10 protein-coding genes are annotated in these 12599 nt (G+C 72.9%); 4 read left to right on the forward strand and 6 right to left on the reverse strand.

The features are described from left to right. Window positions 1-28: 28 nt before the first annotated feature. A complete protein-coding gene (mftR, locus tag G6R24_RS12075; RefSeq protein ID WP_217451615.1) occupies window positions 29-643 on the reverse strand; it encodes a mycofactocin system transcriptional regulator in 615 nt (204 codons plus the stop codon). Between the two features lie 420 nt (window positions 644-1063). Here mftR and G6R24_RS12080 point away from each other — a divergent pair, with 420 nt between their 5' ends. The 3 genes from G6R24_RS12080 (at window position 1064) to G6R24_RS12090 (ending at window position 5600) form a co-directional block, all read left to right on the forward strand. Continuing rightward, window positions 1064-2338 (forward strand): aminotransferase-like domain-containing protein, encoded by a 1275-nt coding sequence (locus G6R24_RS12080; protein ID WP_163549349.1) that lies wholly within the window; start codon window positions 1064-1066, stop codon window positions 2336-2338. A gap of 164 nt (window positions 2339-2502) precedes the next feature. Further along, window positions 2503-2781, forward strand: a complete 279-nt coding sequence (locus G6R24_RS12085) for a GlsB/YeaQ/YmgE family stress response membrane protein (protein WP_175084689.1) — start codon at window positions 2503-2505, stop codon at window positions 2779-2781. A gap of 242 nt (window positions 2782-3023) precedes the next feature. Beyond that, the gene (locus G6R24_RS12090; RefSeq protein ID WP_225438440.1) at window positions 3024-5600 is read left to right on the forward strand and encodes a serine/threonine-protein kinase; all 2577 of its coding nucleotides are present in this window, start codon (window positions 3024-3026) and stop codon (window positions 5598-5600) included. An 8-nt stretch (window positions 5601-5608) separates the two neighbouring features. On the opposite strand, the gene G6R24_RS12095 is transcribed toward G6R24_RS12090, so the two are convergent. Further along, on the reverse strand, window positions 5609-6829 hold the full coding sequence (locus G6R24_RS12095; protein WP_225438441.1) for a glutamate ABC transporter substrate-binding protein: 1221 nt from the start codon (window positions 6827-6829) through the stop codon (window positions 5609-5611). Continuing rightward, a complete protein-coding gene (locus tag G6R24_RS12100) occupies window positions 6826-8532 on the reverse strand; it encodes a hypothetical protein (RefSeq protein ID WP_225438442.1) in 1707 nt (568 codons plus the stop codon). The genes G6R24_RS12095 and G6R24_RS12100 overlap by 4 nt, the downstream gene beginning before the upstream one ends. A 442-nt stretch (window positions 8533-8974) precedes the next feature. Between G6R24_RS12100 and G6R24_RS12105 the strand changes: the two genes are divergently transcribed. After that, on the forward strand, window positions 8975-9526 hold the full coding sequence (locus tag G6R24_RS12105; RefSeq protein WP_225438443.1) for an HD domain-containing protein: 552 nt from the start codon (window positions 8975-8977) through the stop codon (window positions 9524-9526). On the opposite strand, the gene G6R24_RS12110 is transcribed toward G6R24_RS12105, so the two are convergent. The 3 genes from G6R24_RS12110 to bfr form a co-directional block, all read right to left on the reverse strand. After that, entirely contained in the window at window positions 9511-10329 is an 819-nt protein-coding gene (locus G6R24_RS12110; RefSeq protein ID WP_225438444.1) for an alpha/beta hydrolase, read from the reverse strand. The two genes, G6R24_RS12105 and G6R24_RS12110, sit on opposite strands and share 16 nt — an antisense overlap. A gap of 328 nt (window positions 10330-10657) precedes the next feature. Next, window positions 10658-11266 carry a superoxide dismutase gene (locus G6R24_RS12115; RefSeq protein ID WP_163549352.1) on the reverse strand — a complete coding sequence of 203 codons (609 nt, stop codon included), beginning with the start codon at window positions 11264-11266 and terminating at the stop codon, window positions 10658-10660. Window positions 11267-11824: 558 nt separating this feature from the next. Then, window positions 11825-12307 (reverse strand): bacterioferritin, encoded by a 483-nt coding sequence (gene bfr / locus G6R24_RS12120; RefSeq protein ID WP_163549353.1) that lies wholly within the window; start codon window positions 12305-12307, stop codon window positions 11825-11827. Window positions 12308-12599 lie beyond the last annotated feature (292 nt).

The following is a 12599-nucleotide window of genomic DNA, read 5'->3' on the forward strand; positions in this document are numbered from 1 at the left end:
GCGGGTCGGCAGGGAGGAGGGGCGCGGGTCAGAGCAGGGCGAAGCCGGTGGCCAGGAGGCGCAGGGCCTCGTCGAGGATGATGACCAGGTCGGCGTCGTCGGTACGCAGCCACTGCTCGTAGGCGGTCACGGCGACACCCAGATGCGCGGCGGCCACCGACTGCGGGATGAGGGCGCTCTCGGGCTGGCCCGTCCGTCCGGCGACGAACTCGGCGACCACGTCGCGCCAGCTGGCGAAGCGCAGCGTCGAGTGGGCCTGCAAGGTGGGGGTACGCAGGATCAGGGCCATCCGCCGACGCAGCCAGACACCCTCGGCTGGCGGGTAGGTGTTGAACTCCAGGATCGCGTGACGCAGGACGTCCAGCGCGGGCGCGTCCGGTGCCGCCTCGGCCAGGGCCGTGCGCATCACGACCAGGTGCGCGTCGAAGTTGCCCCAGGCGAGATCGTTCTTGGACGCGAAGTAGCGGAAGAACGTGCGCCGGCCGATACCGGCCTCGCGGGCGATGTCGTCCACCGTCGTCTCGTCGAAACCGCGCTCGGTGAACAGGTGCAGCGCGAGGCGTTCGAGTTCGGCCGCGTTCGTCGCCGGACGTCGGCCGGTACGCCGGCCCTCACCGCGCGGCGGTGCCACCGGGGCGACCACGGGCTCACCACCCCTCCGTCTGCCACCGTACGTCGGCTGCCAGCCCTGCCGGGAGGCACGCGGTGGCCGCGTCCCGGACTCTGGCGGGCTGCCCGCGCGACAGCCCTGCCCGTGATGTTCCCACGCCCCGCGGGGCGTCCGCCGCCACCCGGGTGCGCCGTTGCTCTCACCAGGCCACCATCATCGGACGGGCCAGCCGGACGGCACGGCCGGACGGGCATCCGCCACCCCGGATCGCGCCCCGCCAGCCGGCCAGCCATGGTCAGACCAGCCGCGATCAGGCCAACCGTGATCGTCCCCAGGATATGAGAACATGGTCCCATACCTCGGGACGTCTGGATCGCGGGATCGTCGAGGCGACGTGTCATCGCGGCGACATCCTCGCCGCCCAGTCGCAGAGTGGGAGCCACCGTCAGTCACATGAGCATCGTCAGCCCCGCCGCCGTGAGCGCCACCGCCACCAGCCCCACAGCCACCAGCCCCACGGTCGCCGCGCCCGTCGCGCTCGCCGCGCGGGCCAGTCGGCTGCGCACCTCCCCCGTGCGTGACCTGCTCGCGCTCACCGCCGACCCGGAGCTGATCTCGTTCGCCGGCGGGCTGCCCGCCCCCGAGCTGTTCGACGCCGAGGGGCTGCGCCGGTCCTACGCCGAGGTGCTCATCGAACGGCCCCGGGAGGTGCTGCAGTACTCGACGAGCGAGGGTGACCCGGCGCTGCGTGCCGTGCTCGCCGACCGGCTGACCCGGCGGGGCCTCGGGACCGAGGCCGACGATCTGGTGATCACCTCCGGTTCACAGCAGGCGCTGGCGCTGCTCACCGCCGCGCTGCTCGATCCCGGTGACACGGTGGTGGTCGAGGAACCGACCTATCTGGCCGCGTTGCAGGCCTTCGATCTGGCGGGCGCCCGGGTCGTCGCGGTCCCCACCGACGACGACGGTGTGCGGCCCGACGACCTCGAGAAGATCGTCGGTCAGCACCGGCCGCGGCTGCTCTACCTGGTGCCCAACTTCCAGAACCCCACGGGACGCACGATGTCCGCCGCGCGCCGGCACGCCGTCGCCGAGATCGCGGCCCGGCGCGGAATGTGGATCATCGAGGACGATCCGTACGGTGAGCTGCGCCTTTCCGGTCAGCCGCAGCCGTGGATCGCGGGCCTGGCCGCGGCAGGCGATCGCACGGTGCTGCTCGGCAGTCTGTCCAAGACCATGGCCCCGGGTATGCGGCTGGGCTGGCTGCGGGCACCGGCGGCGCTACGACGGGCCTGTGTGATCGCCAAGCAGGCCACGGACCTGCACACGTCCACCGTCGACCAGGCGGCGGCCGCGCGTTACCTCACCACCGCGGACCCGGACGCGCGGATCGCGCTCATGTGCGCCGCCTACCGCGAGCGGCTCGACGCGTTGCTGGCCGGGCTGCCCGCGGCACTGCCCACCGGCAGCCACTGGAACCGGCCCGCGGGCGGGATGTTCGTCTGGGTGCGCCTGCCCGCCGGTCTGGACGCCACCGCGCTGCTGCCGGCGGCCCTGGCCCAGCGGGTCGCCTATGTGCCGGGCGCGGCCTTCTATCCCGGTGCCGCCGACCCGCGCACGCTGCGGCTGTCGTTCACCACGCACTCCCCGCGGCGCGTCGCCGAGGGCCTCGACCGGCTCGGCGCCGCCTTCGCCGACGCCACCGGACGAACCACCGGGCGGGGCTGACCAAAAGGGCCGACTTTCCTGACCTCTCCGGGATGGGGAACCTTTACCGAAACGGGCCGTTTGACGGGGTCGGCACCGGGGATATCCCTCCTCGATCAGCCCGGCGAACTGGAAAGCGGCGCTCCTGGCCGCCGCCGGCCCCGCCTGTACCTATGGAGGTTCCCGTGCTCTGGTTCATCATCAGCTTCATTGTTCTCGGTCTTCTCGCCGGCGCTGTCGCCCGCCTTCTCGTCCCCGGTCGTGACCCGATGGGAATTCCGGCCACGATCGGCCTTGGAATCGTCGGTTCCTTCATCGGCGGTTTTCTTGGCTACATCCTGTTCGGTCATGACCTCAGCGAGGGCGCCTTCCAGCCGTCGGGCTTCATCGGCTCCGTGCTCGGCGCGATCGCGGCTCTGCTGATCTACCGGGCCGTCGCCGGTCGTCGCCTGGTCCGCCACTGACCGACGGGCGCGGTCTCGCGGCGGCGGGCCAGCCCACCGCATCCGGGCCGGTGGCCACCCGCCGCCCCCACGACCAGCGCCACCAGCACCAGCGACGCCTCGCCACACCACGCCACCCGTGCCATGCTGTCACCGAGAAACCGTCCGCCTACCCGGCGTGATGATCGGCGTCAGGTGGCGCGGGTGGCGGCGTATGTGGGCCGGCGCGTCGGCGCGGCGGGATGGTGGGACGGAGGTCGCAGGTGGTCGAGCAGGGTGCCACGCAGCCGGGCGACCCGTTCGAACCGACCGAACCCGCCCGGGCGCGATTCACCGGCTCCCCGCGCCCCGGTGACGACGGCGACGGCGACAGCGACAGCGATCTGCGTCCGCTCCTCAACCGCCCCGGCGACCCCGACGCCCCCTCGCCAGGCCCTGCCATCAGCCAGCACGATCAGGCCCATCCCGACGGTGCCGCCAGCCCACTCGGTACCGCAAGCCCTGGCCGTCCGGGTGTGGGGGAAGCCGCGGGGGGGGCGCAGGCACCGGCGGTTCCCGCGCCCCGGTCCAGAAGCACCCCGCGGGGCTGGCCGGCCCGGGGCGCCCCCCGCGACCCACTGCGGCTGCCGCGCCGGGTCACCGGGCGCACCGGCGCCGGACCCACCCTCCTGGAAGCACCCAGAGTGCCTCCCTCGCTACGCGAGTGCGCCGGCTGCGCACGTCCGGTCGCCCAACCGGAAGGATCGGGGGCGGCCGCCCTCGAAGGTGCCTGCGGAGAATGCGGCCATCGCTATTCGTTCACCGTGAAACTTCGCCCCGGCGAACGGGTCGGCCGTTACACCGTGCATGGCGTCATCGCTCATGGCGGACTCGGCTGGGTGTATGCCGCCACCGACGACAATCTCGGCGGCGACGGCGTGCAGGCCTGGGTGGTCCTCAAAGGACTGCTGGACGCGGCGAACCCGGAGGCGCGGCGCGTCGCCGAGGGCGAACGACGCATTCTCACCACCGTCTCCCATCCGAGCATCGTGAAAATTCTCGACTACGTCGCGCACGCCGGCGAGGACTACATCGTCATGGAGTACGTGCCTGGCATCTCGCTCGCCGCCATGGCCGATGCCGCCCACGCGGAGCAGGCCCGGGCGGAGCAGGCCCGGGCGGGCCTGGGCGGGCAGCCAGGGGCGTACCCGGGTACGGGTGCGGCGGGGCGGCCGGTGGTGGCGGACGTGCTGCGCTATCTGCTGCGGGTGCTGCCGGCCCTCGGGCATCTGCACCGGATGGGGCTCGTCTACTGCGACTTCAAGCCGGACAACGTGATGATCACCGCGTCCGGGGTGAAGCTGATCGATCTGGGTGGTGCCCGCCGGCTCGACGACCGGGTCTCCGGGTACCTGTCCACTCCGGGTTACCGCGCACCGGAGCTCGACGACGACGGGGAACGTCCCGCGGGCATCGTCCGGTGCGCTCCCACGATCACCACCGATGTCTTCGCGGTCGCGCGCACCCTGGCCCGCCTCGTCCTTGGCCGGTTCGCCGGTTTCGTCGACGCCTACCGGCACACGATGCCGCCCCGCCGGGCCCACCAGCCGCTGCGCCAGTTCGAGTCGCTGGACCGGTTGCTGCGCCGGGCCACCGCGACCGATCCCGACCGGCGGTTCCAGAGTGTCACCGAACTGGCGGACGAGCTGGTCGGTGTCCTCTACGAGATCGTCGCCCGCACCGAGGGACCCGTCCCGCCGCTGGCCAGCAGGTGGTTCGACGCCGCCGGCCATCCCACCGGCGAGGCGGGACCGGGGCTCGCACCGGCCGCCTTCGAGGTGCTGCCGGATCTGCGTGTCGACCCGGACGACCCGCACGCGCCGGCGCTGGCCGCCGGTCCCGACGAGGAGCCCGCGGCGCACGCCGCCCGGCTCGCGGCGATCGTCCCGGTGACCACCGAGGTCCGGTTGTGCCTGGCCCGCGCCACGATCCGCGCCGGGGCGTTGGCGCAGACCGCCCGCGTGCTGGACGAGGCCGCCCGGGTCGCCCCGCTGGAGTGGCGGGTCGACTGGTACCGCGGTGTCGCCGCCCTCGTCGGCGGCCAGCCCGACCGGGCCGTGGCCGCGTTCGACCTGGTCTTCTCGCAGGTACCGGGCGAGCTCGCCCCCCGCCTCGCCCTCGCGATGGCCCAGGACCAGGTCGCCGAACGGGCCGCCGCCCTCGACGGACCCGAACCCATCGGACGAGACGCGCTCACCCCCCGGGCGACCGGTGACCCTCGGACGGCCGGCGCCTCCCAGGCGGACGCGGCCCGGCTGCGCGCCGCCGACCTGTTCGACATCGTGTCCGCCATCGACCCGGGCGTGACCAGCGCGGCGTTCGGCCTGGCGCGCTGCCGCACCGACCCTCAGGGACGCCTCGACGCCTACCTGCGGGTGCCGCGGTCGTCGTTCGCCTACACGGCGTCCCGGGTGCGGATGATCGAGGTGCTGGTGGCCCAGGCCGCCGCGGACGACACGCCGGGAGCCGGTCAGGCGGCGCTGACCCGGGCCGCGACGATGCTCACCGACCCGCTGCTCGACCTCGGTGAACGGCGCCGCGCCGAGCTGTGCCGCGACCTCTACCTCGGCGCCCTGGACCTGCTCGCCGCCGGTCTGATCGGCGGCGACGACGGTGGACGCGGACCTGGCGGCGGGCGGCCCGACCCACCGCTGCTGCTGGGAGGTCCGATGACCGAACGGGAGCTGCGGTTCGGGTTGGAACGCACCTACCGGGAGATGGCCCGGCTCACCTCCGACCGGGCCGGCCGCGTCCGGCTGGTGGACCAGGCCAACCGCGCCCGCCCCCGCACCCTGCGCTGATCCGCCGGTCAGCGCGCGGCGGCGCCAAGGCCGGCCAGGGGCGGCTGCCCGGCGACCCGCAGGCCCGGGCGCAGCCATTCGTCGTAGAGCTGGGACCACGTCCCGTCCACCATGATGGAGCGCAGGACACCGTTGACGAAGGAGACGAACAGGTCGTCGTCGGCGGAGTCCCCGGTGATCGGCATCGCGATGCCGTAGGGCTCGTCGAGTCCCCCGTCGGCGGCGAAGGCGGGGCCGAACGCCTCCGGGCCGAGCACCGTGGTGTAGGGATCCTGGGCGGCGAGGCCGGCCAGCAGCACGTCGTCGCCGACGATGGCGTCGACGTCGCCGTACTGCAGGGCGACCAGGCAGTCGGCGATGCGGGGCAGCGTCACCACCTTCGGGGCCTGCGCCGGTGGGCGGCGGGTGAGCTTCTCCCCCGCGGTGCTGCCCGCCGACGTGCACACCGGACGCCCGGCGAGGGCCGCCAGACCGGTGATGCCGGAGTCCTGGCGCACCAGCAACCGCAGCGTGGCCTCGTAGTAGACGCTGGAGAAACGCACCTGCCGTTTGCGTTCGCAGGTGATGGTCATCGTCGCGACCAGCATGTCGACCATGTTCGAGCGCAGCAGATCCTCCCGGTCGGTGGTGGTCACCGCCCGGAACTGGATGTGGCTGTCCACGTCGGTCGGCCCGAAGACCGCCGCGGCGACGGCCCGGGCGATCCCCACGTCGAAGCCCTCCAGTCGCAGCGTGCGCCAGTTCATCAGCCCTGCCGGCGGCGCGTCGGTCACGATCCCGATCCGCAGGTAACCGCGATCGCGTGCGATCGTGCGCAGCCGGCTGCCGGCCGGCATCCGACCTGGGGGTGGCAGCGGGGTCAGCGGCGGTTCGCTGGAACGCACGGGACGTCCGTCCGCCTGGCAGGTGCCATCCGGCCGCGTCGCACCCCCGTCCGCGCCCGCACCGCCGCCCGTGCCCGTGTCGGCACCGGAGGCTGGGCCGGGGCCGCCCGGGTCGGGGGGCCCCATCTGTTCGTCCGGACCGGCCGGCGCGGGTGAGGCGGGTAGCGGTCCGGCCTCGATCGGCAGCGGGCTGCGGGCCGTGCCGCAGCCCGCCAGGCCCAGGACCAGCATCAGCAGGACCGTCAGCGGCACCCGTCCGGCGGGAACCCGGGCACGGGCCGGCCGCCGCCGCCGCGAGGTGTCGCCGGACGGGGCGATCGGCGGGGCCTCGGACGGGGCGCTCACAGGAACTCCCGCAGGCGGGGCCACAGGCCGGCGACCGCAGCGATGATCGCGGCCAGGACCAGCGCCGGGCCGGCCAGCCGCAGTCCACGCAGTTGCGCGCTGGCCCGGTGGACCTCGGTGTCGAACCGACCGCGGGCGGTGTCCACCGCCGTGTCGAGGCTGTCCAGCAGCCGGGTGAACGCGGCGGTGCCCGGGCCGAGCGTGCGGGTGACCGCCGCCCCGAACGCGTCGGACGAGCGAGGATCGCCCGCCGTCGGACCGGTGTCACCGGGGCCACGGGCGGCCGCGACCACCGAATCGGGCGACGACGCCAACAGCCGCACCACCGACTCGTGGATGCGCAGCCAGGCCCGCAGGTTCTCCTCGAGGTCGGCCGGCAGGCCCGCGCCGGCGGGCGCGTCCAGGGCGACGACCAGGGACCCACGGCGGGTCACCGGTTCGGGCGGCAGCCGATCGCCGGACGGGTCGAAACCCAGCCCCCGGGCCACCCAGGCGAAGTGCTCGTCGAAACGCAGCCCGTTACCCAACGCCGCCAGTGACAGGTTCTCGTCGACCCGGGCCTCCAACGCCAACGCCTTCGACCGGGCCAGCAACGTCATCGGCCGGTAACTCACGTCACGGGCGGTGTCCAGCCTGGACTGCTGGCTACCGAACGCCACCGCCGTCCAGGTCACCGCCGCCAGGACCGCGCCGGTGGCGACCAGCAGCCCCGGGTTGACCAGCCGGTTGGTCCGCCGGACCAGCAGCACCTGGACGCCGACCAGCACCCCCAGGGCGACGGCGGCGGTCAGCACCACCGCCCACTCGCCGCGGGAGCCGGTCGCGTCCTGATAGCCCCGGTCCACCGCGGCGGCGTACCGGGCGACCAGGATCTCGGTGGCGGGCAGGATCTCGGCGCGCATCATCGTGGACGCGGCCCGCAGGTTGGCCTCCCCGATGGACAGCCCGGCCCGGTTGTTCGCCCGCGCCCGCTCGACCATCCCGTTGTAGACCGGGATCTCCTGCGCCAGCAGATCCAACGGGCAGGACGTCGGACCCGCCGCGGCGCTCCCGCCCACGGCCGTGCCCTCACCCACGATGGCCCGGCCGGACGAACCAGCACCACCGGACGCCCCAGAACCCGCCGATCCCACCGAGCCCGCGGAACCCGCCGACCCCGCCACGGAACCATCGGAGGTCACGGTGCCCGGGCCGGCCGGGTGTGGTGGGGCGGGTGGGGCGTCCGACCAGGGCGGTTCGAGCCCTCCGGACTGGCCGCCCGGACCCGGACCCGCCCCGGGCGGGCCACCGCCATCGGTGCTCTGCCCGAGATCGGCACCGGGATCCACCGCCCCGGCCACCAGCCGGTCACCGACGTCCTGCGGGCACAGTTTGGGGTCGAGGCGGCGAAGGTCCAGGACGCCCCGCGCCGAGGCGGCCACACTCGTCTCGAACGACACGTCCGACTTGACGGTGTCGTAGCGCTGTCGCTGCTGCGCGGCCGGGGCCTCCCGGTCGACGAGCAGTTCCACCGGTGCGAACACCTCGGCCGCCGCCGCCGCGTCCGCCTGGGACAGCGCCGCACGCAGGTCCTGGGCGGTGGCCAGCGCCCGGCCCTGCCGGGTGAGCAGATCGTCGGTGGCCGCCAGCCGGTGCGCGACCACGCCCCGCAGCGTGACGCCGAACAGGCCCAGCACGAGGACCAGCAGCGCGAGCAGCCCCACCAGGAGAACCTCGGCGTCACAGCGTCCGGCGGCCACCCGGGCCAGCCGCGCCAGACCCGCCGCGGACCGACGCGGATCCAGACCCGGACGAAAGCGTCGTGGGACGAGGGGCGCCGCGCCGCGCGATCGCACCCTCGATCGCACCCGCGCGTCCGGACCGTGGTCCGGCGGCGACACCACACCCGTCACGCTTACCGAGCGTACGCATCAGGAGGCACCCCGGTTACCACGCGCGACCGTTCGGCCGTTACTGTCCTACTCCGCGCCCCCGCCGGCGGATTCTCCGTAGTGTCGCAGGGATGAGCACATCCGCGTCCGAGCATCCACCCCCGCGGCCGGGTCACCGCCGGCCGGGTCACCGCCGCCACGGGTCGAACCGACGCCGACCGAGCCGCCGGCGGGGATCACCGACGGCCGGCTGGCGCGTCAGATCGCGTTCCTGGTGGAGATCGACAAGCTCAAGACGGTGCTGCGGCGCAGCAACCTGATCGACCTGTCCCGCCGGGAGAACGACGCCGAACACTCCTGGCATCTGGCGATGCTCGCCGTCGTGCTCGGCGAGTACGCGGCGGCGGACGTCGACCAGGCCCGGGTGCTGCGGATGCTGCTCGTCCACGACCTCGTGGAGATCTACGCCGGTGACACGTTCGTCTACGACGTCCAGGCGCTCGCCGAACAGGAACAGCGCGAACGTGCCGCCGCCGACCGGCTGTTCCCGCAGCTACCCGCCGACCAGGCCGGACAGCTGCGGGCGCTGTGGGAGGAGTTCGAGCAGCGGCACACCGCCGAGGCCCGGTTCGCCCGTTCCCTCGACCGCGTCCAGCCGTTGCTGCTGAACTTCTACACCGGTGGGAGCACCTGGCGTCCGCACGGCGTGCGCCGCGCGGACGTCCTGGCCCACCGGGATGTGATCGAGCAGGGTTCCCCGGCGCTGTGGGGATACGTCCAGGCGATGCTGGACGACGCGGTGCGCCGCGGCTACCTGCTGCCCTGACCGGCCGCCAGCAGGCCCTCGAGGAACAGCACCGTGCGGGCGGCGACGCTGCGCCGACCCGGACCGACCAGGGGATCATGGCCGCCGGCGACGACGGCGAGTTCGGTGCGCGGCGCGGTCCTGGTGACCATGCGGACCAGCGGGAGCGGGCTCACCTCGTCCGCGCCGCCGTGCAGCAGCAGGATCGGCAGGTCCGGCAGGGCCCGCGGCAGGGATTCGACGATGGGCTGCTCGGCCACCGCCGTGTGCAGCGAGGGCAGCCCGAGCAGCACCAGACCGTCCGGGCGGACCGCCGGTGAACCGACCATCGCCAGCGCCGCCAACGCGCCGGTGTCGGCGCCCAGCAGCACGAACGGCACACCGGGCATCCGGGTCTCGACGACCGCGGGTATCCGCACGGCACCGTTGGTCACGACGACGAGCTGGTGACCGTCGAGGGCCAGCCGCTCGGTGAGCGCGTCGAAGTCGCGGGCGTTCTGGCCGCGGCCCGGCAGCGCCGCGAGCACGGAGCGGACCTCCCGGCGCACCACGGCGACACCCCCGGACGGGGACCGCGCCGGACCGGGCCACACACCGGCGGGTCCGGTCTCCTCCATTCGGGGCACCCGCGGCCCAGGTGGGACGGGCGGCACGGGTGAGACAGACGGGACGGGTGGGACAGGTGTCTCAGGGGAGACGGGCAGCGTGGGCGGGACGGCCAGCGCCAGGGGGACAGGGGGACAGGCGATCGGGCCGCGGGCTCCCACGGGTGGGGCCTGGATGATCGCCGGGGCGGGCAGCGTCGGATGCAGGGGCGACGTCATCGGCGCCTCCGTCTCTCTCGCAGGGGACGGGCCGCCGGGCCACGGCGACCCGTCAGGTCAGGGACGCCGACGTGGCAGCCGCGGGACTCGGTGAGTCGTCACAGCAGGACCACGCTCAGCAGCATGCCCCCAGCGTAGGACGGCGCGTCGGCCATCCGAAAGGGGTAACGGCACGCGAGTGGGTCCGCTGACCGACAGTGCCTCAGGGTTGCCGGGACGCCAGTCCACCCCCTGGCCGCGGACGACGACCCGTGGCCGCGGACGACGACGGCCCGCCCGGATGACCGGACGGGCCGATGCCACGGACATCCGTGGACGACGCCTGCGCTCAGGCGCCGAGGCCCTTGGCCTTCGCGTAGCGCGCGGAGACATCCGCCCAGTTGACGATGTTCCACAGCGCGGCCGCGTAGTCGACCTTGACGTTCTTGTACTGCAGGTACCAGGCGTGCTCCCAGGCGTCGAACACCAGCAGCGCCGGGTTGCCGATGCCCACGTTGCTCTGGTGGTCGTAGACCTGCTCGACGAGCAGCCGGTCGCCGGTCGGGTCGTAGGCGAGCACGCCCCAGCCCGAGCCCTGAACGGTCGTCGTCGCCGCGGTCAGCTGCGCCTTGAAGGCGTCGAACGAGCCGAAGTCGGTGGCAATGGCCTCGCCCAGCGCGCCGTCGGGCTTGTCGCCACCGTCCGGGGAGAGGTTCTCCCAGTAGATGGAGTGCAGAATGTGGCCCGAGAGGTTGAAGGCCAGCGTCTTCTCCAGGCCGACGATCGCCCCGAAGTCGCCCTTGTCCCGAGCCTCAGCGATCTTGTCAAGGGTGTCGTTGGCAGCCTTGACGTAGGTCGCGTGGTGCTTGTCGTGGTGCAGTTCGACGATCTGCCCGCTGATGGACGGTTCGAGTGCGCCGTAGTCGTACTTCAGGTCCGGCAGAGTGTACGTAGCCACCAGAGCACGGTCCTTTCCGTTCGCGAGGGATTCGACTGGGGCCCCTGTCCAGGGGCACCCGACGGTTCAGCTGGGGGGTTCGACGGCGCCGACGGCCGCCGCCCCGGACAAGCCGACCGGACGGGACCGGATAGTAATCATCCGCTGCTCCCCTCCGGCCCGCTGCCAGGAAGGCCATGGATGGACCCCGGCGCCAGGTACAGCGAACCTCCGGGGTGAACCCTATCGCCCCCAGGATCGATCCTGCAGCGCCACAGCCGGCTTCAACCCGGACGAGCTGCCCACAAAACGTCGAGCAACCATCGGAAATAACAGTGTGTGACGAAAATGGAGCAGTCCGGAAAACGCGCTTCTCGCATACTGGGACGTCCCCGGGGGCGCCGCACACCACGGCCCGGCGCCCCCGTTCCCCCCGCCGCCGATCGGCACCCACGCCCCGCCGCCCACCCGCGGTCGTCCCCTCCCCGCTACCCGCGACCCGACGAGCCGCACCCCGGACGGGGACCGACTCCGCGACCGGCCGCGGGGCCGCCGTGGGGTGGCGACGGCCGCGCTGGCTCAGTCGTCCTCGTGGATCTGCTGGCTCAGGTAGTTGGCGGCACCGAGCTGGGAGATCAGCTCGAGCTGCGCGTCCAGCCAGTCGATGTGCTCTTCCTCGGAGACCAGGATCTCCTCGAGCAGCACAGCCGAGCCGATGTCGCCACGCTCGCGGCCGAGCTCGACGCCACGCCGAAGCACCTCGACGTTCTCGAACTCGCCGCTGCGGTCGATCTCGAGCTGCTCGGGCACGGTCTCCCCGATACGCAGGGTGTGCAGCCGCTGCAGGTTCGGCAGGCCGCCGAGATAAAGGACACGCTCGATGAGACGGTCGGCGTGCTTCATCTCGTCGATGGATTCGTGATAATAGTGCTCCGAGATCCGACGGTAGCCCCAGTTACGCTGCATCCGGCTGTGCAGGAAGTACTGGTTGATCGTCGTCAGCTCGTTCGTCAGCACGCTGTTCAGTACTTCGATAATTTCAGCGTCCCCACGGGTCGCCATTAGTTCCACATCCTTCCGCCCACCGCTTCGACCGGACGACCGGCCCGCATCGTCACGATGGGGACCAGCTCGCACGGACGTGGCGCGCCCCGCACGCATCCCAACGATCTGCGACGACAGCGATACAGACCGAGGGAGGGCAGCGGACACGCGCCTCTGTCGACATCAGCAAATCACATGGATAAGGAATTCGCAGCACGCCGGGCCGAGATGACTCCACAGGCGCCAGCAGAGCCCTTCACAAGGTAAGCTTGACCGTAACTGGTCAGGTAGCGCTTTGATCGTGGGTTAG

The organism is Candidatus Frankia nodulisporulans, assembly GCF_902806475.1.
Lineage (GTDB): Bacteria > Actinomycetota > Actinomycetes > Frankiales > Frankiaceae > Frankia > Frankia umida.